Genomic DNA, 22,789 nt, shown 5'->3' with positions numbered 1-22,789 from the left:
GGCGTCGCGCCGATTGCAGAGTCATGTGCAATACGCATGCCAGACTTGCTTATTTGGTGTAACTGACTGATTTCAAATGTAGTTTTTATTGAAGCTTCGCCGGCTCACGGCCATTTGTGCGGAATTCCGGACAAAATCTCTTGCGATCCGTGTGTAAATCCGCACAATTATTCCATGACTTATCAGGATCAGGCACCTCATTCCCAGGCGAAACGACGGGCGCAATGGCTGGCGCTGGCTGGCCTGTGGTTGCTGGTCAGCCTGGGAATGCTGCTGGTGGCCGATGAGTTCGCCCGCCGCCAGGCGATACGCACTGCCGCCTCCGAGGCCTCGACCGATGCCGAACTGAAGATCGCGCTATTGAATGTCGCGCTCGAGCGGCCGCGCGCCATTCCGCTGGTGCTATCAGGCGATCCCGATCTTGCCGCCGCGCTTGACGGTGGCGGTCCGCCCGCCCTCGACCGGCTGAACCGCAAACTGGAAGGCCTGATCGAAGGCACGCAGTCCTCGGTGATCTACGTTACCGGGCCGACCGGGCTGACAATTGCCTCCAGCAACTGGCGGCAGGACGACAGCTTCGTTGGCTCCAATTACGCCTTCCGCGAATATTTTCAGGCGGCGATGAAGACGGGCATGTCCGAACATTATGCGCTGGGCAATGTCAGCCGCCGGCCAGGTCTTTATATTTCCCGCCGCATCGATGCCAGCGACGGGCGGCCACTTGGCGTCGTCATTGCCAAGGTGGAATTCAACCGTCTGGAGTCGGACTGGAACATTGGCGGCAAACCGGTCTATGTGGTCGACAGGAACGGCGTCGTTCTGATGACGAGTGTGCCGGAGTGGCGTTTCAAGACCGTGGCACCCATCGACGAGGCGCGGCGGAAGATCATTGCCGAAAGCCTGCAATTCGGCAATGAGACGCTTGCGACCCTGCCATTTAGGGTGGCCCGGTCGTCGGGCGATGGCGTTCCACTCATCCATGTCGATGGGCCGGCGCGCGCGCGTGGCGATTATCTGCAGCTGGAAGTGCCCGTGCCGACGACGTCATGGACCCTGCATTATCTGCAGCCCGTCGCACCGGCACTGAATGTCAAGATCCGCGAGGGCAGGGTGGTGGCGCTGGCGACGCTGATGCCGCTGATGGCGCTTTCCGCATTCTGGCTGTGGCGCAGGCACAAGGCGCTCCGGGAAAAGGAAGAGGAACAGCGCGCCCGGGCTGAACTGGAAATGAAGGTGCAGGAACGAACCCGTGACCTGACGAAAACGCGCGATCATCTGCAGGCCGAAATCACCCTGCATGAAAAAACCACCGGCGAGTTGCGCAATGTCCAGCACGAGCTGGTGCAGGCCAACCGCCTTTCCATTCTGGGCCAGGTGGCGGCGGGCGTGGCGCATGAAATCAACCAGCCGGTAGCGACCATCCGCGCCTTTGCCGATAATGCCCGTACCTTGCTGAAACGCGATCGTCTGGCCGAAGCCAATGAAAATCTGGAAGACATCGCCGCTCTCACCGAGCGTATCGGCACCATTACCACCGACCTGAAGATACTTGCACGCAAGGGCCGCACCGCCGCCGAACCCGTGAGTGCCAGGCTGGTCATCGAAGGCGCGGTCGTGCTGTTGCGCAGCCGTTTTTCCGGGCAGATGGATGCGCTGGATATCGTCCTGCCGGATCAGGATCTGAAGGTGCTCGGCAGCCGTATCCGGCTCGAGCAAATCCTCATCAACCTCCTGCAAAACGCGCTGGAAGCCACGGAAACGATTGAGACGGCGCGTGTCGAGGTGCGGGTGCGGGAGGAGGGCGACATGGTCGTGATTTCGGTCAGCGACAATGGCGCCGGCATTCCGGAGGCCATCCGCGCCCAGCTTTTTTCACCCTTCAACACATCAAAGGAAAGTGGCCTCGGTCTTGGCCTCGTCATCTCCAACGATATCGCTTCCGATTATGGCGGTCGTATCGAGGTGACGAGCAGTGGGGCGGGCACGTCTTTTTCCGTATATCTGAAGCGAGCATGACATGATGGCGGATGGAACCATATTCCTGGTGGATGACGATTCCCAGTTGCGCAAGGCGATGGTGCAGACGCTGGAACTCGACGGATTGCCGGTCACCTCCTTTTCCAGGGCGGAGCAGGCGCTTGCGGCCCTGAACGAGGATTTCGACGGCATCATCATCACCGATGTGCGCATGCCGGGCATGACAGGCCTCGAATTCTTCGACCATGTCCGCAAGATCGATGCCGATCTGCCTGTCATCCTCATTACCGGCCATGGCGACGTGCCGATGGCCGTCGATGCGCTTCACAACGGCGCTTATGATTTCATCGCGAAACCCTTTCCCGCCGAACGCATGGTGGAAAGTGCGCGCCGGGCGCTGGAAAAGCGCCGTCTCGTGCTGGAAAACCGTGCGCTTCGCCGGGCTGCGGGACAGGCGGAGGACGATCTGCCATTGATCGGCCAGACACCCGCCATGGAGCGCCTGCGCACCACGCTACGCCACATTGCCGATACGGATGTGGATGTGCTGGTGGCGGGTGAAACGGGCAGTGGCAAGGAAGTTGTGGCAACGGCGTTGCATCGCTGGAGCAAGAAGCGTTCAAAGGGCAATTTCGTGGCGCTGAATTGCGGCGCGTTGCCGGAAACGGTGATCGAAAGTGAGCTTTTTGGCCATGAGCCGGGGGCCTTTACCGGTGCACAGAAAAAGCGCGTTGGCCGTATCGAACATTCCAGCGGTGGTACGCTATTTCTGGACGAAATCGAAAGTATGCCGCTCGCGGTTCAGGTGAAGATGCTGCGTGTGCTGGAAATGCGCGAAGTCTCGCCGCTCGGTTCAAACGAGGAGAGGCCGGTCGATATCCGCGTGGTGGCGGCGGCGAAGGTGGATCTCGGCGATCCGGCCGAGCGCGGCACGTTCCGCGAAGATCTCTATTACCGGCTGAACGTGGTGACCTTGTCCATTCCGCCGCTGCGCGAACGCAAGGCGGATATTCCGCTCCTGTTTTCCCATTTCGTCACCAAGGCTGCCAACCGTTTCAACATGCCGGTGCCGCAGATCAGCGCCGGCACGTCCCGGCGGCTCCAGGACCACGACTGGCCGGGCAATGTCCGAGAACTCGGGCATTTTGCCGAAAGGGTGGTGCTGGGGCTGGAGGCAGAACCAGCGGCTGCGCCCACCTCGCAATCCGCCATTCCGGCTTCAGGGACTCTGCCGGAGCGCATGGATGAGATTGAGGCGCATATCATCCGCGAAACACTGGAGCGCTCGAACGGAGACGTGGCGGAAACCATCGCAACGCTCGGCATTGCCCGCAAGACCTTTTACGACAAGCTGCAGCGTCATGGTATCAACCGGGCGGATTATGTGAAGAACGGCACGGCGTGAGATGGCGCTGATGCAGATGGAAAAGCCGTGGACGTTTCCGCCCGCGGCCTGACAATAACGGCTGTATCTATCTTGGCGGTCTTGCCGCTCAACCTGCTACGCAGAAATGACGCTGACCATCGTTGCCGACATAGGTGCCGGAGCGGCTGTTGAAGCTGCGATAGCGCTGCGAGCAATAGTCGTACCAGGCATTTGTCCAGGGCTCGATCGTGCGGTAGGTCCGGCGCGGCTGGTAATAACCGGGGTTGTTGTCATAGACCGGCTGGGCGCGGTAAACCGGTGCCGGACGATAGACCGGAGCGGGGCGATAAACCGGCTGTGGCTGCGGCTGATAATAGCGGTAGTCCGGCTCTTCATAAACGTAGCTCGGCTCGTAACGGCGGGGCGGGTCGATATAGACGCGCTCATCATCCACCGGGCCGGGCCGCGACATTGCCGAGCCAACGGCGACACCGGCGGCAAGACCGAGGACGCCACCCAGAATGGCGGCATCGCGACGGTCATGGCGATCCCAGTCGCCGGCGGATGCGCTGCTGAAGGGAACGAGCGTGGCGGCGGCCACAGCGATCGTCAGAACTGTTTTAGCTGCGAAGGACGACATGGTGTTTTCTTCCATCCAAGTGGCAGGGCGCTGCCAGTTGCAAATTCGATGGTTAAGGAAATACCGCCCGGCTGCTGAACGGGCGCTGAATGAATTGTGGCGGACCGGCGGCGGCCTGCAATTCCTGTTTGCGCGGACCGTACTTCGCGCTAGAACTCAAGAACAAACAGGACGCACCGATGAGCCTTTCCCACATAACCGTCAATCCCGATTCCTCGCATGAAGACCGTGCACAGGCCATTCGCGATACGCTGCGTGACGCCATTGTCGACCGGCGGCTCGCACCGGGAACGAAACTGTCGGAAGCGGAAGTGGGAACCCTGTTCGAGGTCAGCCGCACGGTGGTGCGGGCAGCCCTTCAGATGCTGGCCTATGAGGGGCTGGTCAAGGCCGAGCGTAATCGTGGCGCCTTCGTTTCCAACCCCACGCCGGATGAGGCGCGGCAGGTTTTTGCCTCGCGACGGCTGATCGAACCCGGTGTGGTGGATGCGGCGATCGAAAAAATCACCCCAGCGGCGGCGAAGAAGCTGAGGGAACATCTGGTCGAGGAAAGCCGCCATCAGCTGGAGCGCGGCCCAACCGCCAGACGCGCGGAGATCAGGGCGTCGGGCGATTTTCACCTGATGCTCGCCGCGCTTGCCGGCAATGCCATCCTCGAAAAATTCATGGATGAGCTGGTGGCGCGGTCATCGCTGGTCATCGCGCTCTATGGTCGCTCGGGTGTCTCGAGCTGCGGCCATAATGACCACGCCGACCTTCTGGATGCGCTGGAGGCGAAGGATGCGGCAAAAGCCCGTGCGCTGATGCTGCGGCACCTCGACCACATCGAAGCCGATCTCGACCTTCGCATGAAGGAGGGGCTGGCGCTCAAGGACGCGCTGGCGCTTTGATCGCCGCCCGTCCCGCCTTGTCGGCGGGAGGGGGCTTTTCTATTCCGCCTCAGGCGGCGTAGCGGCTGATGGCGAGGTCGTGTGTATCGATCTCCGGCTTGTTCCCGCTGATCAGGTCGGCAAGTACACGGGCCGAGCCGCAGGACATGGTCCAGCCGAGCGTGCCGTGACCGGTGTTGAGATAAAGATTGCTGTAGCGGGTGGCGCCGATGACAGGCGTGCCATCTGGCGTCATCGGGCGCAGACCGCACCAGAATTTCGCCTGGCTTTGATCACCCGCGCCGCCAAACAGGTCTTCCACCGAATGGGCGAGCGTTTCCTGGCGTGCGGCCGGCAAATCCTTGCTGAAACCGGCGATTTCCGCCATGCCGCCGGCGCGGATGCGCGAGCCGAGACGGGTGATCGCCACTTTGAATGTCTCGTCCATGACTGTGGAGACGGGCGCGCGCTCCTCTTTCACGATCGGAACCGTGATGGAATACCCCTTCACCGGATAGACCGGCAGGGTCAGCCCAAGTTGCCGCACGAATTGCGGCGAATAGCTGCCGAGTGCAGCCACGAAAATATCCGCCTCGATCAGGCCGCGCGTGGTTTCAACGGCCTTGATACGGCCTCCCTCAACGATGGGGCGCATGATGCCGGTGTCGTAAAGGAAGGTGACGCCTGCCTCTTCCGCCATGCGGGCGAGTTCCGTGGTGAACATGAAGCAGTCGCCGGTCTCGTCGCCGGGCAGCCGCAGACCACCGACGATCTTCTCCTTGGCGGGTGCAAGGCCGGGTTCGATGGCGGCGCAGCCGTCGCGGTCGAGAATCTCGAAAGGCACACCGCCCGCCGTCAGCACGTCCACATCCTTGCCGATGGCATCGAACTGCTTCTGGGTGCGGAACACTTCCAGCGTGCCCTGCATGCGCTGGTCATAGTCGATGCCGGTCTCTTCGCGCAGCGCCATCAGGCAATCGCGGCTATATTCGGCAACGCGCACCATGCGGCTCTTGTTGATGGCATAACGCGCCGAGGTGCAGTTGCGCAGCATCTGGCTCATCCAGCGCCAGGCGGCCGGGTCGGCTGTCGGGCGGATAATCAGCGGCGCATGTTTCATGAACAGCCATTTCATCGCCTTCATTGGAATGCCGGGGGCAGCCCAGGGCGATGAATAACCGGGGGAAACCTCGCCGGCATTGGCAAAGCTGGTTTCGAGCGCTGCGGCCGGCTGGCGGTCAATCACCGTCACCTTGTGTCCGGCTTTGGCCAGATACCAGGCGGATGTCACGCCGACGACGCCGGCTCCGAGGATAGTGACGTTCATGATCGTCTCACTTGTGATTGACTGATGTTGAAGCGGTTGCCGGGCTCATGCCCGGTTGAATGTAGCTGCGGCGGTAACGGCGGCCGAGGCCGGTCAGGATTTCATAGGCAATCGTGCCCGCATCCTCGGCGATGTCTTCCAGTGTCTGATCAGGCCCGATCATCTGCACGAGGCTGCCCTGCGTCAATGTTCCCTCGGGCAGGGCGGATATGTCGAGAATGATGCTGTCCATCGAAACGCGCCCGGCAATCGGCAGACGCACGCCATTGTACCACGCCGCGCCGCGATTGCTGAGCGAACGCGGCAGGCCATCGGCATAGCCGGCAGCGATTGTCGCAAGCCGCGTCGGAACGCTCGCCGTAAAAGAGCCGCCGTAACCAACCAGCGAGCCGGCGGGAACGGTGCGGGTCTGAATGACGGCGACATCGAGACGAACGACCGGCTTCATCGGGTTGGGGCCGGCAGCGGAAGGCGCACCGCCATAAAGCGCGATGCCGGGGCGCAGTAGAGCGTTATGATAGTCGTTGCCGAGAAAAATACCGCCCGAATTGGAAAAACAGACCGGCGTCTCGGGAAAGGCGGTGGCGGCCTTGCGCATCACGGCGAGCTGCGCGGCATTGGAAACATGATCCGGCTCGTCGGCACAGGCGAGATGGCTCATGACGAAGGCGATCTCAATTCCATCGAGCAACTGCTGCTTGGCGGAGAGGATTTCAAGCTCTTCGGGGGAGAGCCCAAGGCGGCACATGCCGGTATCGATCTGGACGGCGGCGGTGAGCGTCTTGCCGAGCTCTCTGGCATGAGCTGACCATTGCGCGATCTGTTCCAGCGAGTTCAGAACCGGGGTGATGGCCATGGCGGCGCAGGAGGTTTCGTTGCCGGGCTGCAGACCATTGAGGACGAAAATCCGCGCCTTTGCCGAAAGCCGGAGCCTGAGTGCCAGCGCCTCATCGATATGGGCGACGAAGAAATTGCGGCAACCCGCCTCGAACAGGGTCTGTGAGACGACATCCGCGCCGAGACCATAGGCATCGGCCTTCACGACGGCGGCCGTTTGCGATGCGGGGGCCATACCGGCAAGAGTCAGGTAATTATCCCGCAATGCGCCCAGATCGATGGTTAGATGGCCGCTTGCACCACCGGCGGCCTGCTGGCGGCTGATCTGCATGTCCATGGTCGTTCACCCTCATTTTTATCCTCTGAGAGTATTGCAACGATTGTCGAATTTCTTGGCGATTATTCGAAGAAAATGCGATAGAATTTGAAATCACGCAATTTTCATCGATTAATTGGAATTTTCTATGTCGTCCCTTGATGCGACCGACCGCCACATCATCCGCCTGCTTCGGCTGAATGCCCGCATCAGCAACGCAAAGCTTGCTGCAGAAGTCGGGCTTTCGCCGTCGGCGTGTTTGCGCCGTGTCGATATTCTCGAGCGGGAAGGCATTATTAGGGGCTATACGGCGCTGACCAGCGGCCTTGCCGGCGGCGAGGTGATTTCGGTCATCGTGCAGATCACGCTTGACCGGCAGACGGAGGATTTTCTCAACCGTTTCGAAAATGCGGTGCGGCGGTATCCGGAAATTCGCGAGTGTTATCTGATGACCGGCGGTTCGGATTATTTCCTGCGCTGTGAGGCGGAAAGCGCGGGGGATTTCGAGCGCATTCACAAGGAGATCCTGTCGAAACTGCCGGGGGTTTCGCGCATTCATTCGAGCTTTGCGATCCGGAATGTGCTGGCGACGCCGAAGGCGCGGTAGCGTCGAGTACGCGGCCACCCCCCTCTGTCCTGCCGGACATCTCCCCCACAAGGGGGGAGATCGGCAAGCTGCTTGCTCACCGCATCCAGTGAACCACTTTATCAATAGTGAGACGATTGCGAGAGAACGAGCGGCCGCCCCATTCGATCTCCCCCCTTGAGGGGGAGATGTCCGGCAGGACAGAGGGGGGTAAGCCCCACACTCCACCTATCGATATCACCCCCACCACCGATAAAAATGATGCACCGGCCCGCGCCCGGACCCAACGGCGAGCCCCCGGCCGGCCTCGAGCGCTCCGTTCAGATAATCCTTCGCAAGCCCGACCGCCTCCCGCAATTCATGTCCCATCGCAAGGTGAGCCGTAATGGCGGCCGCGAGCGTGCAGCCGGTGCCGTGGTCGTTTTTTGTCTCCACCCTGGGTGCAGAAAGCGCCTGCATGGCACCATCCGCAAACAGATAGTCGGTGCTCTCAGGTCCATCGCCATGGCCGCCCTTGATGAGCACGGCCTTCGCGCCGGCGTTCAGGATCAGCTCCGCCTGACGGGTGATCTCCTGCTCCGTCTCCGCTATCGGGGTTCCGGTCAGCAGCGCCGCTTCCGGCAGGTTCGGGGTGACGATGGCGGCGAGTGGCAACAATGCGTGCCGCAACGTCTCGATGGCATCTTCATGCAGCAGCCGGTCGCCCGAGGTCGCCACCATGACGGGGTCGAGCACCACCGGCTGCGACTGCTGCCGGAGCCGTTCTGCGATGGCGGCGATGGTTTCGATCCGCGAGACCATACCGATCTTCACGGCGTTGACGGCGAGATCGGAAAAAACCGCATCCATCTGCGCGACGATGGTGGCGACCGAAATATCCTCCACGGCAGTCACGCCCCGGGTGTTCTGGGCGGTGATGGCGGTTATGACGCTCGCGGCATAGGCGCCGAGTGCGGAGAAGGTCTTGATATCGGCCTGGATACCCGCGCCGCCGCCGCTGTCGGAGCCGGCAATGGTCAATGCAATTGAAGTCATGGCTGTCTCGCTTTCAGCGCCGCGTCAATTGCGGAGCGGAAGTCGCTGGTTGCGCTGGCAATATTGGCTGCGCGGAAGATGGCGGAAATGACGGCGACCCCATCCGCGCCGGCGGCGATGACGGCGGGCACACGGTCAAGATCGATGCCGGCGATTGCGCCCACCGGCATATCCGGCTGCCACTCCTTCAGCAGGGCGCGCAGCGTTGTAAAGCCTTCTATGCCGACCGGCTTGTCCGGGTTGACCTTGGAAACGGTCTCGAACACGCCGCCAATACAGGCATAGTCGGCGGGCATGGAGGCCGCCCTTTCGGCATCGGCGCGGTTCTTTACGGTGAGGCCGATGATTGCCTTTTCGCCGAGAATGCGCCTTGCTGTCTTTGCATCCATGTCGTCGGCACCGAGATGCACCCCATCGGCCCCTGAAGCGAGCGCCACGTCCACCCGGTCGTTGATGACCAGCGGCACGCCGGTGCCGCCGATCGCCTCGCGAATGGCGCGGGCGTTTTCGATCATCTCCCGCGTCGAGCCGTGCTTGTCGCGATATTGCAGGATGGTTGCCCCGTTGAGCGCAGCCGCCAGAGCAAGCTCCGGCAACGGCGCGACGTCGGCAAGACTGGCATCGACCAGCGCGTTGAGACGGTAATCAACCTTGTTCATGCTCGATCCTCGCATGATTGATGATGTCTTCACCGGAAATTTCTGAAAGCGCATCCAGAAATGCCGGTTCGAATGTGCCGGGGCCTTTAGCCCGTTGTGCGGCCAGTTCTGCGGAAACGCCTGTCACCGCAAGGGCGGAGGCTGCCGCTGTCAGCGCGTCTTTTTCCACTGCCATAAAGGCGGCGATGACACCGCCCGAAAGGCAGCCCGTACCGGTCACCTTCGCCATCCAGGGATGCCCGTTGACAATGCTGACGTTGCGGGTCCTGTCGCGGAGATGATCCACCGGTCCGGTCTCGATCCTCACCACATCTGGTACATCGCCGATCAGGCTCATTTCTGCGCGGTTGCCACGGACGATAGTGGGCGATTGGGCGATAAGTTCCCGGGCGAAATCCAGCCGCGAGGGTGAGTAGTCGACATGCACGGGGTCAACGATCCACGGCTTGCCAGATGCGTTGGCGATCTCGATCGCCAGCCGGATGACCCTGCGTCGTTCGGCGTCCAGTGTGCCGAGATTGACGGTCAGTGCATCCGCCTTGGTGACGAAGCTCTCGATTTCTTCGAGCGAGGTCGTCATCGAGGGAATGCCGCCAATGACGGTGATGCCGTCGGCGGTGAATTTCTGCACCACGGTGTTCATCAGGCAATGCACGCGCGGGCGCATCTGCCGCACGCGCTCCAGAATTTCGGCGGCCCTTGCCGCTGTTGGAAAATCGCCACTCATGGCTGTTGCAGCTCCACGGCGATATCGTCCGCTGCGGGGGCCTGCTTGATCAGCTGCATCTCCTGCATGAAGGCGCCGAAACGGGCGTAACGGGCGCGGTCGAGTGCGGCCGGGCGCTTGGCGAAACGTGGCAGCGTGTCGAAAAAGGCCTGTTTGTTCAGGGCGTCGTTCAGGTTCGGATAGGCCTTGATGAAAAGCTGCCACGATTCCTGCGGATGGTTGGTGATGAAGATCGCGGCCTGTTCCACGGCGGAGAGGAAACGCGGCAGGCGGCTGTCCTTTACGAGATCGGTATGGGTGACAAAGATCAGCTCGTCATAGGCCGGCACGCCATGTTCCTCGGGGAAAAAGGAGCGACCCTCGTGGCCTTCGAGCTTCATCTGCGTCAGTTCGAAATTGCGGAAACCGCCCAGCGTGGCATCCACCTTGCCGGCGATCAGCGATGGCGAAAGCGAAAAATTGACGTTGATAAGTTCGACATCATCCTTCGTCAGGCCGTCCTTCTCCAGCATGCGCTTCAGCATCGCATCCTCGAAGCCGGAAACGGAAAAACCGACCTTTTTGCCTTTCAGGTCCTTCAGGCTCTTGATCGGCCCATCGGCGAGAACTGTGACGGTGTTGAGCGGCGTTTCGACCAGCGTGCCGAAACGGACGAGCGGCAGGCCGGCTTCGTGATCGAGATAGAGGTTCGGTTGGTAATGCACGCCGATATCGGCCTGTTTGGCCGAGACAAGGCGCGGCACGGCGGAAGGGTCGGCGGGCGGAACCAGCTCCACCTCCAGCCCTGCATCGGTGAACAGGCCGCGTTCCGTGGCGATCACCATCGGTGCATGATCGGGGTTCACGAACCATTCGAGCAACACGGTCAGCTTGTCGGCGGCCTCAGATTGCATGGGCGCAAGCACGCTTGCCGCTGCGATGGCGAGGGAAAAAAGCGTTCGTTTCATGGTGCCGAAAGTCTCCGTAAATATCTGAAAGGAATGGTGTGTTCTGTTTCCTTGGCCCAGGGGGCCAGATTGGCGGTCGCCCGGTCGACGATGAGCCTGAGCAGCACGGCCATGACGGCGAGAATGGCCATGGCGGCGAACATGGTGTCGGTCTGCATACGGGCATTGGACTGGATCATCACGAAACCGAGCCCGGCGGATGCGCCCACCCATTCGCCGATGACGGCGCCGAGCGGGGCAAGCGGCGCCGCCACCCTCAAGCCCGAAATCAGGGAGGGCAGCGCCAGCGGCACGCGCAGCCGGGTGAGGATCTGCCAATGGCTCGCCTCCGTCAGCGAGGCGGCGTCGAGGATGGCGCGGTCCGTGCGGTTGAGGCCATCGGTAAAGGCCGAAGCGACGGGGAAGAAGATGATAACCGCCGTCATCACGACTTTAGAGGCCATGCCAAAGCCGAACCAGAGCACGAGAATGGGAGCGAGCACGAAGACCGGGAACGCCTGCAACACCAGAACCATGGGCCAGACAAGGCGGCCGAAGCGCGGAGTGGCGGCAATCGTGAAGGCGACGAGAATTCCAGCGGTAACGCCTGCCGCGAGACCCAGCGCCATTTCACCAAGCGTCACCATGGCCTGACCGAACAAAAAGCCGGACTGGCGCCAAAAGGCGGCCGCGACATCGGCGGGTGACGGCAGGATGTAGCGCGGCGGCGCAAACAGCCATGTCCCCGTCTGCCAGAGAAGCAGCAGAAGACCTAAACCGTTCAGTGCATGGGTGGCACGCATGAGCCGGGCCTCAGACGCAAACGCACCATGTGCGGAGGACGGAAGGTTTCAGCATCATCGGTCGTCTCCAGATGTGACAATCACGGAGATCAGGCATGGCGGAGAAGAGAAAGGGCAGCGCCTCGAGCGCACGACAGTTCCGTTCCTACGCCGGCATGACCCGGATCAGGTTCAAGGGTCCGGTTCACCACCATCTCAGCACCGTCTGGTGCTCCCCTCGGAAGAGCTTGTTTTGTAGGTCAAGTTTTGAAAATGTCAACGGTTCGCGCGAGGTAAGACCCGCACTGGATCAAGCAGTTTCAGTCAGAAACCGGCGCTCGCATGTAACAATTCGCTTCGCCGGGCCTATAATTCGCCGGGCCTGTACTTCAAAGTCAGCCTGTCGCAGGAGGAAGCCCATCACATCACCCCGCCTGGCGGGGTGATGGCAAGGACGAAACCTCTAGCCTTCAGCCGATGGTGCGAAGCTGTTCGAACAGCCGGTGATGGCTGCTATCGGCACGATAGAACACCGCCGGCTCTCCGAGCGGTGTTTCGACGGTGATGTCTCGCCCGCCGGCATGACGCTTGCCGCTCCAGAGATGCACCCATTCGCCATGACCCGGAAGGTAGAGCGAGCGTTGCGTTTCGCCTGCTTTCCAGACCGGTGCGACAAGCATGTCCGCCCCGTAGAGATAGCAGTCCTGAACGGCATAGGTCTGCGGCTCATTCTCGTAATGAAGGAATAGGGGTCGCTGCACCGGCAGGCCGGTTTTTGCGGCCTCGGCGGAGAGCGATTTCAGATAGGGGGCGAGCGCGACGTATATCGCCGTCATGCGGGCGAAATGGGCAAGAACAGTTTCATCCTGATCGATCTGGAGATTGTCCCGCGGCCGGTTGCCCTCATGGGTGCGCATGACCGGGGTGAAGGCGGCCATCTCCGTCCAGCGCATGATGAGTTCCGCTGTCCGGACATTGCCGAACAGGCTGGTGTAGCCGCCGATGTCTGAGTGATGATAGGCATTGCCCATGAGGCCGGAGGAGAGCGCGCCGCAGATGACGGTGACAAGGCCGTCATGACGGGAGAAGTCGACAGACTGGTCGCCACCCCAGATCAGCGGGCAATGGGCCTGCACGCCGGTGAAGCCTGCACGCATGAAGAACAGTGCTTCGCCGGTCTTGCCACGGCTTTCGACGCCCTTCGCATTGACTTCGGCCCAGAGCGTCGGCCAGGCATTATGCATCAGCTTGGCGTCGACGCCATTGGACAGCTTGATATCGATCGGCAGATATTCACCGAAATCGGCCATCCAGCCGGAAAGCCCGAAATCCAGCATGTTTTTGCCGATGATCTCTTCGGCGAACCAGTCGGCGGCGGCAGGGTTGGTGAAATCCACCACGCCGCAATCGAATTCGCCGAAGTCCACCAACGCCGTCTTTCCATCCACATCGGTGGCGAAATAACCCGCCGATTCAGCGACCGGAAAGAGTGGGCCATCTACGCAGAGATAGGGGTTCACGTAACCCAGAAAGCGGATACCCTGATCGGCTAACTCGGCGATCTTCTGGCGCAGATGCGGGTAGCGCGTGTCATTCGCCTGCCAGTCCCAGAAGAGGCGTGCGCCGAAGGACGTCTGACGAAGCCCCACCCAGTCCTCGCACCAGAGGCCGGACACCTTCGTTCCGGCCGCACGGATTTTCTCCAGCCGGGCAAAGGAGTTGACGCCATCCTTCAATCCGATGATCGCGCCGTTATAGACCCAATCAGGCAATTCGGGCTGGCGTCCGAAGTGAAGAGACAGGGCGGAGACGATATCGGCGAAACTGTCGCCGGCGAAGAATTCGATCTTTTCGGGGACGGCCCAGATTTCGATCTCGTGGAAATCGCCATTGCGGAAGTCGAAGACCGAATAGGCGCTCGTTTCCACATGCAGGGCGTATTTGCGCGAGGAGAGCCAGGTCGGCTGCGGATAGTTGGTGTTGTAATAATCACCACCCGCCTTGCCGCTGACATCAGACTTGAAGGTGATTTCGGTGGTCTTGTCTCGGCCGACCCCGGGCTCAGAGGTCCAGAGCGGGAAGCGCCGGCCGCGCATGTCGAAATAGGACATCTGCTCGCCGCCACCCCAGACATGCTCGTCCGTCTCCGCGACGACGCGCAGCCAGAGGCGGTTGATCGTCTCGTCCAGCGCCGTCAGCCTGATGGCGTTGCCGTCGAGCGTCAGGCGAAGGCGCGGCGCCTGTCCTGGCGCGGATGAGAGCGTGACGCTGTCGCCACTCACCTCGGCATGGCGCAGGGCCGTTCTCTCGATGACATAGTCCTCGATATCGAAATTGCCACGATACATGTCCATTCGTTCCTCGCCGAAACCGGCGAAGAAGGCCGGTTTATCGGGCGAATGGGAAAGGATGATGCGGTTGCCGATCGCGATCGTGAAGCCGTCTTTGGTCGTTTCGAAATGCATGACTTAACCTTTTAGCCCTTGAGACCACCGGCGGTGAGGCCCGAGACGACCCGTTCCTGGAAGATGACGATCAGGATCGCAACCGGCACGATGCCGACCACCAGCGCCGCCGAGATGACCGGCCAGGGGAAGGCGAACTCACCCTGATAAAGCTGAATGCCGACGGGCAGGGTGCGAAGGGCCGGGTTGGAGTTGAAAGAGAGCGCCAGCAGGAACTCATCCCAGGCATTGACGAAGGCGAGAATGCCGGCGGTAAAGACGCCCGGCGCGCAGAGCGGCACGACGACCTTGAACAGGGCGCCGATGCGGGTGCAGCCATCGATCATGGCGGCGTTTTCGAGGTCGCGCGGAATGCTTTCGAAGAAGGATACCAGCATCAGCGTGCAGACCGGTAGCGACAGCACCGTGTAGGGCAGGATCAGTGCCGTCCAGCTATTCAGCAGATTGAGCGCCCGCATGATTTCGAACAGCGGCACCAGCAGCGTGACAAGCGGGAAGGTGGAAACGGCGATGATGAGCGACAGGATCAGCGCGCGGTATTTGAGGTTCAGCCGCGCCAGCGCGTAAGCCGCCAGTACAGAAATCAGGATGGTGAGTGCGGTGGAGAGCAGCGCCACCATGAAGCTGTTAAACAGGAAGAGGTGCAACGGCTGATCGGAAAAGGCCTGCATGTAATTGGCAAGCGTCGGCGCGTGCGGAAACCATGTGATCGGTTTCACGGTCAGTTCTGCCTCGGTCTTCAGCGAGGTGAAGAGAATCCAGATCGCGGGGAAAAGGCCATTCACCAGAAGAATGGAGGCGGCGATGAAGCGCAGCGGCTTGCCGGAGAAGAAGGAGGACAGACCGGGGGAGGTGGCAACGGTGCTCATGGGTTTAGTCCTTCGTCCTGATAATGCGGAGGTAAACGGCGGTAACGCACATGGAAAGCGCAAACATCACGACCGCTAAGGCCGAACCGTAACCGAGATCGAGGAAGGAGACGGTGTTCTGGTGGATATACATGGCAAGCGTGGTGGTGGATGTGCCGGGTCCGCCGCCGGTCATCATGTAAGGAATATCAAAGGTTTGCAGCGCCGTGATCGTGCGGAAGATGAGTGCGACGACGATCGAGGGCTTGAGCAGCGGCAGGGTGATCTCGAAGAACCGCCTGATCTTGCCGGCGCCATCCACATCCGCTGCCTCGTAAAGCGAGCGCGGAATGGTCTGCAAGCCCGCAAGGATCATCAGCGCCATGAAGGAGGAGGTTTTCCAGATGATCGTCAGGCAGATGGCGGCAAAGGCCCAGTTCGGCGAGTTGAACCAGATGATGCCTTCAAAGCCGAGCCGGTTCAGCACATCATTGACCACGCCATATTCGTAATGGAAGAACCACGCGAAGATGAGGCCCGCAAAGGACAGCGGCAGCGCCCAGGGGATCAGAAGCGAAAGCCGCATCGGCCATTGCATGGAGAAAGGCAGGTTGGCGAGCAGTGCTAGGCCAAGGCCCATGAAGAGCGCGCCGGGCACCGTGATCAGCGTGATCAGCACCGTATTCCAGGTCGTTTCCCAGAAGATCGGATCATCGAACATCGCCGTATAATTTTCAAAGCCGATGAATTCCGCCGGCAGACCTGAGGTCAGCGACAGGCTGAAGAAGCTGGTATAGACGAGCCGCGCCACCGGATAAACGATGATGAGCGACAGCAGGATCGCTGCGGGCGCCAGCAGTAGCACGGCCAGCAACCGGTCGCCGAGATCGAGCCAGCGCGTCCAGCGCGGCAGCTGCTTTTCGTCCACCCGGACCATGGTTCTTTCCGGCATTGTCACCTTTGCCGCTCCCGCAACTGGATTCACGTCATCGTCTCCCGATCGGACCGGTTTATGTCCGGCCCGTTTATCGCGCCGTTCAGGCGGCTTTATTCCTGTCAGTCGAAACGACCGGAAAGGGCATGGCGCGCATGCCGCCTTCCGGCCTGAAGTTTAGCGCAGAACGCGCCGCAGACGGCTTTCCATCTGCTTTGCGCCATCTTCCGGTGTCATCACGCCGGCAAGAACGCCATTGACGGTGGTGCGGATCGTTTCGCTGACCTCGTTGTAACGCGGGGTAACCGGACGGGCCTTTGCCGTTTCAACGACGGGCAGGGCGTCCGCGAACCACGGGATTGTCTTGGTCACGTCCGCATCCTTGTAGAGTGCGGCATAGGTGGGCAGAAGTGCTGCGTTGATCGCCATGAACTTCGACACATCCTGACTGGAGAGATATTCCACCAGCTTCTTGGCTTCATCCTGCTGCTTGGAATAGGCGGAGACGCCGAATTCCCAGCCGCCGAGGCAGGTCGTCTGCTCACCGCCCTTGACGGCCGGCAGGCGGGCGACGCCGACCTTGTCGTTCACCTGCGATTCCTTGCCTTGGAAATGGGTCCAGGCGTAGGACCAGTTGACGGCGAAGAGCACCTTGCCGGCTTGGAATTCCTTGCGGGTGTCGTCGGTCGCCACTTCCGAAATGTTCTTCTTGGAAATGCCGTCGTCAACAAAGCTCTTCCACAGCTTCAGCGAATCCACCGCAGCCTTGTTGTCGAAATTCAGCTTGCCGTTTTCAACCAGAGACTTGCCTTCACTCCAGTAGGGCAGGAGGAAGGTGCAGACCGCGCCTTCGATCGCCTTGCCCTGGAAGGACAGGCCTTGAAGCTCGGGGTTCTTTTCGCCTTCCATGACCTTCTTGGAGGCTTCCTTCAGCTCATCCCAGGTGGTCGGCGGCTTGATGCCGTATTTGTCGAGCAGGTCTTTGCGGTAATAGAGAAACATCGAGTCGGCAAAGGCAGGCAGCGCCACGATCTTGCCGTTCACCGTATTGGCTTCGGCATAGGTCGGCAGATAGGCGGACAAGTCCTTGCCGGAGAAATCGCTGGTCCAGCCGGCGGTGGCGAATTGGGCGGGGCGGATGACGTCGAGCATCAGCACGTCAAGGCTCGAATCCTTGGCCGACATGACGGTGTTGAGATATTGCGCCTGCATTTCCGAAGTATTGCCGCCAGTCTCGATGACTACCTTCACACCCGGCGTCTTTGCCTCATATTGGTCCAGCGCCTTGCGCCAGATATCCGGCTGATGCTGGCTGGAAACGAAGATTTTCAGTTCGGCGTCGGCAAAGGCCTGTCCCGAAAAAGTAAGCATTGTTGCGCAGAGCGCTGCGCCCATAAGGGCTTTGCCCCTGATGGTTTTAAGTGTCATGTGTTCCTCCCGTTATTAAACTCTTGGCCGCGCAGCCTTTTTGCCCGGCAATCAGTGAATCGAGCGTTCCGTCGTCGCGTCGAAAAGATGGACCTTGGATGGATCGACGCCGATCCGCAGTTCCTCGTTCGGCGTTGGCCGAAGCTGCGGCGGCATCCGTGCGGTCAGCGCCGCGTCGCCAAGGCTGAAATGGACGAGCGTGTCCGAACCCAACGGTTCCACCACCTGCACGCTGACGGCAAGCTGGCTGTCGAAGCCTTCGGCGGGACCGAAATGTTCCGGACGAATGCCGACGATGACGTCTCGGCCTTCGAGCCCTGTTTCGCGCGATGGCCGGATGGCCGCCATCGGCAGGGAGTTGCCGTCGGAAAATGCCAGCCGGTCGCCATTGACCCTGGCGCGGGCGAAATTCATGGCGGGCGCACCGACGAAACCACCCACAAAGACGCTTTCCGGGCGGTTATAAACCTCATCCGGCGTACCAACCTGTTCGATATCGCCGCCGCGCAGGATGACGATGCGGTCGGCGAGCGTCATCGCCTCCACCTGATCATGGGTAACGTAAATGATCGTCGTGCCGAGCTGCTGATGCAGGCGTTTGATTTCGGTGCGCACCTGTCCGCGCAGCTTGGCGTCTAGGTTGGAAAGCGGCTCATCGAACAGGAAGACCTGCGGGCGGCGTACTATGGCGCGTCCCATGGCCACACGCTGACGCTGGCCGCCGGAAAGCTGGCCGGGCCGCCGGTCGAGAAGGTGCTCGATGCCCAGCATCTTCGCCGCTTCATCGATGCTGGCATTGGCCTGGGAAGCGCTGACGCCGCGCACCTTCAGGCTGAAACCCATGTTTTCGCGCACCGTCTTGTGCGGATAAAGCGCATAGTCCTGAAACACCATGGCGATGTCGCGTTCACGCGGCGGCAGCTGGTTGACGACGCGGTCGCCGATCTTCACCTCGCCGCCGGTAATGCTCTCCAGCCCCGCGACCATGCGTAGCGTCGTCGATTTGCCGCAGCCGGAAGGGCCGACGAACACGACGAATTCGCCATCGTTGATTTCAAGGTCGATGCCCTTGACGATGCGAAGCGCACCGTAACTCTTGTCCAGCTTGCGCAGGCTGACCGAAGCCATATTTTCCTCCTCACGACCGGCGCGCCCAGAATTTGAATGGACGCAATAGCCGGTATCAACCTTCAAGTTCCCCGTATCGCATCTTCGAAAATCGATCCCGATTGTCTGGCGATAGCGGGGATGGCGAAACGCCTGTCTCCCTGAGGACGTGATATTACCTTTCATAAAAAGGAAATCAATAGTGTATCAATTTTATTTCTGACAGAAATCAAAAACTAATAAGTCTTTGATTCTAACAAATATAACTGCAAAATAACCCGCAGCGCGGGCCGTGGCGTGCTTGCCTCCCGTCAAATTCCTCCGTCCACGTGGATCACGCGAAATTTGCGTAATCTCAACGTATGCGAGAAACGTAGCGGGCAACGGTATGGTCGAACCAGGTCCATGAAACTTCGGCGACTGCGCCATCCTGCGCCTGGCTGAGGCGCAGAACCCGCGGCACAGAGGAGCCGGCTTTCTGGCCGAAGACCTCGGGCGCCCATTCGGGCACGTCACCGAGATCGATGCGATCTTCCGCCTTCGATATCCAGAGATTGAGGCGGGTGCGGTAATAGAGGTAGAGGGATTCCGACATGTTTTCGATGGTAATTGTGTCGACGTAAGAACCATCAAGCCAGATTTCCTCGATAGCTGCCGGTTTGCCGGCGATGCGCCGCAGGCGGCGTATCCTGTGCCCTTCTGTCGAGGTGCCGAAGGCCGGCAGATCGGCTGGCTTGGCAAGGCGGGCCACATCCAGAACCTCTGCCGTCGGCAGGCCGCCGCCTTCGATCAGTTCAAGCCGGAAAAAGGCGTAGACGCTTTGCGGATCGCTGACGGCGCGGATGTAATTGCCGGAGCCCTGCACGCGCTCGAGAAGACCGCGCTCCTGCAATTCGGCAAGTGACTTGCGCAGCGTGCCGACGGCGATGCCCAGATCTGCCGCCATGTCGCGCTCCGGCGCCAGCTTTTCGCCATCGATCAGCCGGCCCGCCGCCACCTCGCGCACCAGCATTTCAGCGATCTGCATATACATGGGCAGGCTGCCGCCAGTGTGTTTCATGATGCAGTTTCCTCCGCCGAAACAAAAATTGATACATCATTGATTTACATATTTCTTGATGTTATGCAAGAAAAACGAGAGCGGCCCTGAGGAGGAATTGCATGACCGTCGTACCCGTTACATCTGCTGATCTCGATGCTGCCGAGGTCTCCTGGTTTTCCGCTTTGTGTTCCGATGATTACGCCTATCTCGGCGTGCCGGATGGAAGCCTGCGTTCCAGCTTCGAACATTGCTCCGATATCGTCAAAAAAGCCGAGGAACTCGGCTTCCGCAACATTCTCTGCCCTTCGTCCTATCAGGTCGGGCAGGATACGTTGAGCTTCGTTGCTGGCTGCGCGCCGATTAGCGACCGCATCAATTTCCTCGCGGCGATCCGTTGCGGCGAGATGCAGCCGATCATGCTGGCGCGGACCGTGGCAACACTCGACCACATGCTGAAGGGCCGCCTGACGCTCAACGTCATCAGCTCCGATTTCCCCGGCGAAGTGGCCGACAGCGCTTTCCGTTACAAGCGCAGCCACGAGGTCGTCGAGATCCTGCGTCAGGCCTGGACGCGCGACACCATCGACCATGACGGCGAGATTTACCAGTTCAAGGGTGTGTCGACCGAACCGGCAAGACCCTACCAGCTGAATGGCGGCCCGCTTCTCTATTTCGGCGGTTATTCTCCCGACGCGCTGGAACTCTGCGGCGCACAGTGTGACGTCTATCTGATGTGGCCGGAGACGAAGGACCAGCTGGCCGACCGCATGCGCGCCGCCCATGAGCGCGCCGCCGCCCATGGCCGCACGCTGGATTATGGCCTGCGCGTTCACATGGTGGTACGCGATACCGAACAGGAAGCCCGCGAATATGCCGACCATCTAGTCTCCAAGCTCGATGACGAATATGGCCAACTTATCCGCAACCGTGCCCATGACAGCGGCTCGCTCGGCGTGTCGCATCAGGCGCGCGCCCGCGAACTCGCCGACAAGTTCGGTTACGTCGAGCCCAATCTGTGGACCGGCATCGGCCGGGCGCGCTCGGGCTGCGGTGCAGCACTTGTCGGTTCGACGGATCAGGTTCTTTCGGCGCTGGAGGAATACCAGAAGATGGGTATCCGCGCCTTCATCCTCTCCGGTTATCCGCATCTCGACGAGGCGGAACATTTCGGCACCAAGGTTCTGCCGCAGATGAAAACCTGCTCCCTGCCGCATGCCTACGGCCGGGTGCCTTCTGAAACGCCTGCTACGCCGCTCGGCAACGGGGAACGCCACTGATGCAACGTATCGCTCTTTCTGACAAACTCGAACTCAGCCGCATCGTTTATGGCATGTGGCGCATCGGTGACGATGCCGACACCTCGCCGGCGCATGTGCAGGCGAAGATCGAGGCTTGCCTCGCGCAGGGCATCACCACCATGGATCAGGCCGATATTTACGGTGGGTACACGGCGGAAGCCATTCTCGGCGGCGGCCTGAAGGCGGCGCCCGGACTGCGCGACAAAATCGAAATCGTCACCAAATGCGGCATCGTCGCGCCGGCCGGCCGACACTCCTCCGCTCGCGTCAAGCATTACGATACGACGGCCGGCCACATCAACGTCTCGGTCGAAGCCTCGCTGCGCGACATGGGAACCGATCATGTCGACCTGCTGCTCATTCACCGTCCGGACCCGCTGATCGATGCGGAAGAAACCGGCAAGGCGCTGGATGCGCTGGTCGCTTCCGGCAAGGTCAAGGCGGTGGGCGTCTCCAACTTCCGTCCGTGGGATTTTTCGCTGCTGCAATCGGCCATGAGCAACCGGCTCGTGACCAACCAGATCGAAATGAGCCTTCTTGCCACCGATACCTTTACCAATGGCGATCTCGCCTACCTGCAGGAAAAGCGTGTCTCGCCCATGGCCTGGTCGCCGCTCGGCGGTGGCTCGCTGTTTTCAGGCGCGTATGGCGGCACCATGGCTGCCCTGCAGCGCATCGGCAAGGAACAGGGCGTCGACGCGACGGCGGTCGCCATCGCCTGGCTGCTGCGCCATCCGGCAAAGATCGTGCCGGTACTGGGTACCAATAATCTCGAACGTATCAGAACCGCGGCCGATGCGCTTCGCGTGACGATGGACCGTCAGACCTGGTTTGAACTCTACACCCTTGCGATTGGAAAAGAGGTGGCGTGATGACAGTTGTAGAGGCAATCAAGATGCCCAATGAGCATGTATTCGTTCCCGGCGGCGAGAACAGCCGCAGCTTTCGCAACGCGCTCGGCGCTTTCACGACAGGTGTCACAGTGGTGACGGCAACGACGCCGGAAGGCCCTATCGGCATGACGGTCAACAGCTTTGCGTCGGTTTCTCTCGATCCGCCGCTGGTATTGTGGTCCCCGGCGAAAAGCTCGTCACGCCATCCGGCTTTCAGTGAGGCGACCCATTTCGCCATCCATGTGCTGAGCGCCGATCAGGATGTGCTGAGCGCCCGCTTTACCCGCAACGGTCGCGCTTTCGACGATCTTGACTGGGAAATCAACGACGAGGGTGTTCCCGTTATTCCGGGCACGCTCGCCCGTTTCGAATGCCGTCGCGCCGCCGCCCATGATGCGGGTGACCACACCATCATCGTCGGCGAAGTGCTGCGCGCCGCCCATCGCGACGGTGATCCGCTGTGCTTTTCGGGCGGGGCCTTCGGTCGTTTTTCAAGGCAATAGACAGAACGGGATTTTCCCGTTCGATCTCGAGAGAGATTTACTCTTGGTTGTTTAACGGAGCACGCCTGTCGTGCTCCGTTTCTGTTTTCGTCTGTCAGTAAAAACCGCGCTTTTGCTATTCATACTGGAAATCATCTTCCAAACTGTCCTAGTTGATTTGACTTATTAAACAGATGATTCGCGGGATCGCGAGAAGACCGCGCTGCGCAGTTGAGGGAGACTGG

At 60.6% G+C, this 22,789-nt stretch carries 21 protein-coding genes and 1 riboswitch; of the genes, 7 read left to right on the top strand and 14 right to left on the bottom strand.

Going from position 1 to position 22,789, the window contains the following annotated elements; genetic code table 11:
- Nucleotides 1–174 precede the first annotated feature (174 nt).
- Both ATU_RS15235 and ATU_RS15230 read left to right on the top strand, forming a co-directional pair.
- Nucleotides 175–2,016: a sensor histidine kinase gene (locus ATU_RS15235; RefSeq protein WP_046033633.1), complete on the top strand. Its 1,842-nt coding sequence runs from the start codon at nt 175–177 to the stop codon at nt 2,014–2,016.
- A gap of 1 nt (nt 2,017) precedes the next feature.
- A complete protein-coding gene (locus ATU_RS15230; protein ID WP_010972921.1) occupies nt 2,018–3,382 on the top strand; it encodes a sigma-54-dependent transcriptional regulator in 1,365 nt (454 codons plus the stop codon).
- Nucleotides 3,383–3,470: 88 nt separating this feature from the next.
- Here the strand turns inward: ATU_RS15230 and ATU_RS15225 are convergent, their stop codons facing one another.
- Nucleotides 3,471–3,983 carry a BA14K family protein gene (locus ATU_RS15225; protein WP_010972920.1) on the bottom strand — a complete coding sequence of 171 codons (513 nt, stop codon included), beginning with the start codon at nt 3,981–3,983 and terminating at the stop codon, nt 3,471–3,473.
- Between the two features lie 179 nt (nt 3,984–4,162).
- On the opposite strand from ATU_RS15225, the gene ATU_RS15220 reads away from it, so the two are divergent.
- Nucleotides 4,163–4,873, top strand: coding sequence for a GntR family transcriptional regulator (locus tag ATU_RS15220; protein WP_010972919.1), 711 nt, complete (start codon nt 4,163–4,165; stop codon nt 4,871–4,873).
- Between the two features lie 49 nt (nt 4,874–4,922).
- On the opposite strand, the gene ATU_RS15215 is transcribed toward ATU_RS15220, so the two are convergent.
- Both ATU_RS15215 and alr read right to left on the bottom strand, forming a co-directional pair.
- Entirely contained in the window at nt 4,923–6,179 is a 1,257-nt protein-coding gene (locus ATU_RS15215; RefSeq protein WP_010972918.1) for a D-amino acid dehydrogenase, read from the bottom strand.
- A gap of 7 nt (nt 6,180–6,186) precedes the next feature.
- Nucleotides 6,187–7,353, bottom strand: a complete 1,167-nt coding sequence (gene alr, locus ATU_RS15210; protein ID WP_010972917.1) for an alanine racemase — start codon at nt 7,351–7,353, stop codon at nt 6,187–6,189.
- 127 nt (nt 7,354–7,480) lie between these two features.
- Here alr and ATU_RS15205 point away from each other — a divergent pair, with 127 nt between their 5' ends.
- A complete protein-coding gene (locus ATU_RS15205; RefSeq protein WP_004438693.1) occupies nt 7,481–7,939 on the top strand; it encodes an Lrp/AsnC family transcriptional regulator in 459 nt (152 codons plus the stop codon).
- A gap of 216 nt (nt 7,940–8,155) precedes the next feature.
- Here ATU_RS15205 and thiD read toward each other — a convergent pair whose 3' ends face one another.
- The 11 genes from thiD to ATU_RS15150 form a co-directional block, all read right to left on the bottom strand.
- Nucleotides 8,156–8,953 carry a bifunctional hydroxymethylpyrimidine kinase/phosphomethylpyrimidine kinase gene (gene thiD / locus ATU_RS15200; protein ID WP_010972916.1) on the bottom strand — a complete coding sequence of 266 codons (798 nt, stop codon included), beginning with the start codon at nt 8,951–8,953 and terminating at the stop codon, nt 8,156–8,158.
- Nucleotides 8,950–9,612, bottom strand: coding sequence for a thiamine phosphate synthase (gene thiE / locus ATU_RS15195; RefSeq protein WP_010972915.1), 663 nt, complete (start codon nt 9,610–9,612; stop codon nt 8,950–8,952). The genes thiD and thiE overlap by 4 nt, the downstream gene beginning before the upstream one ends.
- On the bottom strand, nt 9,599–10,339 hold the full coding sequence (locus ATU_RS15190) for a hydroxyethylthiazole kinase (RefSeq protein ID WP_010972914.1): 741 nt from the start codon (nt 10,337–10,339) through the stop codon (nt 9,599–9,601). Before ATU_RS15190 ends, thiE begins: the two co-directional genes overlap by 14 nt.
- Complete coding sequence (locus ATU_RS15185) at nt 10,336–11,286, bottom strand: ABC transporter substrate-binding protein (protein ID WP_035257402.1); 951 nt, start codon at nt 11,284–11,286, stop codon at nt 10,336–10,338. Before ATU_RS15185 ends, ATU_RS15190 begins: the two co-directional genes overlap by 4 nt.
- Nucleotides 11,283–12,068 carry an ABC transporter permease gene (locus ATU_RS15180; protein WP_010972912.1) on the bottom strand — a complete coding sequence of 262 codons (786 nt, stop codon included), beginning with the start codon at nt 12,066–12,068 and terminating at the stop codon, nt 11,283–11,285. Before ATU_RS15180 ends, ATU_RS15185 begins: the two co-directional genes overlap by 4 nt.
- Before the next feature lie 125 nt (nt 12,069–12,193).
- Nucleotides 12,194–12,296, bottom strand: a riboswitch (TPP riboswitch).
- A gap of 221 nt (nt 12,297–12,517) precedes the next feature.
- Nucleotides 12,518–14,512, bottom strand: a complete 1,995-nt coding sequence (locus tag ATU_RS15175) for an alpha-glucosidase (RefSeq protein WP_010972911.1) — start codon at nt 14,510–14,512, stop codon at nt 12,518–12,520.
- 11 nt (nt 14,513–14,523) lie between these two features.
- On the bottom strand, nt 14,524–15,381 hold the full coding sequence (locus ATU_RS15170; RefSeq protein WP_006314872.1) for a carbohydrate ABC transporter permease: 858 nt from the start codon (nt 15,379–15,381) through the stop codon (nt 14,524–14,526).
- Nucleotides 15,382–15,385: 4 nt separating this feature from the next.
- Nucleotides 15,386–16,297, bottom strand: a complete 912-nt coding sequence (locus ATU_RS15165; RefSeq protein WP_035257404.1) for a carbohydrate ABC transporter permease — start codon at nt 16,295–16,297, stop codon at nt 15,386–15,388.
- A 174-nt stretch (nt 16,298–16,471) separates the two neighbouring features.
- Complete coding sequence (locus ATU_RS15160) at nt 16,472–17,722, bottom strand: ABC transporter substrate-binding protein (RefSeq protein ID WP_010972909.1); 1,251 nt, start codon at nt 17,720–17,722, stop codon at nt 16,472–16,474.
- Nucleotides 17,723–17,773: 51 nt separating this feature from the next.
- The gene (locus ATU_RS15155) at nt 17,774–18,850 is read right to left on the bottom strand and encodes an ABC transporter ATP-binding protein (RefSeq protein WP_010972908.1); all 1,077 of its coding nucleotides are present in this window, start codon (nt 18,848–18,850) and stop codon (nt 17,774–17,776) included.
- 334 nt (nt 18,851–19,184) lie between these two features.
- Complete coding sequence (locus tag ATU_RS15150; RefSeq protein ID WP_010972907.1) at nt 19,185–19,889, bottom strand: GntR family transcriptional regulator; 705 nt, start codon at nt 19,887–19,889, stop codon at nt 19,185–19,187.
- A 101-nt stretch (nt 19,890–19,990) separates the two neighbouring features.
- On the opposite strand from ATU_RS15150, the gene ATU_RS15145 reads away from it, so the two are divergent.
- Genes ATU_RS15145 through smoA form a run of 3 tightly spaced genes read left to right on the top strand, consistent with a single transcriptional unit; the run spans nt 19,991 to nt 22,565 of the window.
- On the top strand, nt 19,991–21,148 hold the full coding sequence (locus ATU_RS15145; RefSeq protein ID WP_006314866.1) for an LLM class flavin-dependent oxidoreductase: 1,158 nt from the start codon (nt 19,991–19,993) through the stop codon (nt 21,146–21,148).
- Entirely contained in the window at nt 21,148–22,041 is an 894-nt protein-coding gene (locus ATU_RS15140; protein ID WP_010972906.1) for an aldo/keto reductase, read from the top strand. The genes ATU_RS15145 and ATU_RS15140 overlap by 1 nt, the downstream gene beginning before the upstream one ends.
- Complete coding sequence (gene smoA, locus ATU_RS15135) at nt 22,041–22,565, top strand: NADH-dependent FMN reductase SmoA (RefSeq protein ID WP_010972905.1); 525 nt, start codon at nt 22,041–22,043, stop codon at nt 22,563–22,565. Before ATU_RS15140 ends, smoA begins: the two co-directional genes overlap by 1 nt.
- Nucleotides 22,566–22,789 lie beyond the last annotated feature (224 nt).

This window comes from Agrobacterium fabrum str. C58, assembly GCF_000092025.1.
Classification (GTDB): domain Bacteria; phylum Pseudomonadota; class Alphaproteobacteria; order Rhizobiales; family Rhizobiaceae; genus Agrobacterium; species Agrobacterium fabrum.
Note: the sequence above shows the minus strand (reverse complement) of the source record. Positions and strands in the feature narration are given on the sequence as shown.

Bases quoted from the DNA above. Each gene is read 5' to 3' on its own strand.
- ATU_RS15235 (WP_046033633.1), top strand. From the start codon at position 175: ATGACTTATCAGGATCAGGCACCTCATTCCCAGGCGAAACGACGGGCG.
- ATU_RS15230 (WP_010972921.1), top strand. From the start codon at position 2,018: ATGATGGCGGATGGAACCATATTCCTGGTGGATGACGATTCCCAGTTG.
- ATU_RS15225 (WP_010972920.1), bottom strand. From the start codon at position 3,983: ATGTCGTCCTTCGCAGCTAAAACAGTTCTGACGATCGCTGTGGCCGCC.
- ATU_RS15220 (WP_010972919.1), top strand. From the start codon at position 4,163: ATGAGCCTTTCCCACATAACCGTCAATCCCGATTCCTCGCATGAAGAC.
- ATU_RS15215 (WP_010972918.1), bottom strand. From the start codon at position 6,179: ATGAACGTCACTATCCTCGGAGCCGGCGTCGTCGGCGTGACATCCGCC.
- alr (WP_010972917.1), bottom strand. From the start codon at position 7,353: ATGGACATGCAGATCAGCCGCCAGCAGGCCGCCGGTGGTGCAAGCGGC.
- ATU_RS15205 (WP_004438693.1), top strand. From the start codon at position 7,481: ATGTCGTCCCTTGATGCGACCGACCGCCACATCATCCGCCTGCTTCGG.
- thiD (WP_010972916.1), bottom strand. From the start codon at position 8,953: ATGACTTCAATTGCATTGACCATTGCCGGCTCCGACAGCGGCGGCGGC.
- thiE (WP_010972915.1), bottom strand. From the start codon at position 9,612: ATGAACAAGGTTGATTACCGTCTCAACGCGCTGGTCGATGCCAGTCTT.
- ATU_RS15190 (WP_010972914.1), bottom strand. From the start codon at position 10,339: ATGAGTGGCGATTTTCCAACAGCGGCAAGGGCCGCCGAAATTCTGGAG.
- ATU_RS15185 (WP_035257402.1), bottom strand. From the start codon at position 11,286: ATGAAACGAACGCTTTTTTCCCTCGCCATCGCAGCGGCAAGCGTGCTT.
- ATU_RS15180 (WP_010972912.1), bottom strand. From the start codon at position 12,068: ATGCGTGCCACCCATGCACTGAACGGTTTAGGTCTTCTGCTGCTTCTC.
- ATU_RS15175 (WP_010972911.1), bottom strand. From the start codon at position 14,512: ATGCATTTCGAAACGACCAAAGACGGCTTCACGATCGCGATCGGCAAC.
- ATU_RS15170 (WP_006314872.1), bottom strand. From the start codon at position 15,381: ATGAGCACCGTTGCCACCTCCCCCGGTCTGTCCTCCTTCTTCTCCGGC.
- ATU_RS15165 (WP_035257404.1), bottom strand. From the start codon at position 16,297: ATGGTCCGGGTGGACGAAAAGCAGCTGCCGCGCTGGACGCGCTGGCTC.
- ATU_RS15160 (WP_010972909.1), bottom strand. From the start codon at position 17,722: ATGACACTTAAAACCATCAGGGGCAAAGCCCTTATGGGCGCAGCGCTC.
- ATU_RS15155 (WP_010972908.1), bottom strand. From the start codon at position 18,850: ATGGCTTCGGTCAGCCTGCGCAAGCTGGACAAGAGTTACGGTGCGCTT.
- ATU_RS15150 (WP_010972907.1), bottom strand. From the start codon at position 19,889: ATGAAACACACTGGCGGCAGCCTGCCCATGTATATGCAGATCGCTGAA.
- ATU_RS15145 (WP_006314866.1), top strand. From the start codon at position 19,991: ATGACCGTCGTACCCGTTACATCTGCTGATCTCGATGCTGCCGAGGTC.
- ATU_RS15140 (WP_010972906.1), top strand. From the start codon at position 21,148: ATGCAACGTATCGCTCTTTCTGACAAACTCGAACTCAGCCGCATCGTT.
- smoA (WP_010972905.1), top strand. From the start codon at position 22,041: ATGACAGTTGTAGAGGCAATCAAGATGCCCAATGAGCATGTATTCGTT.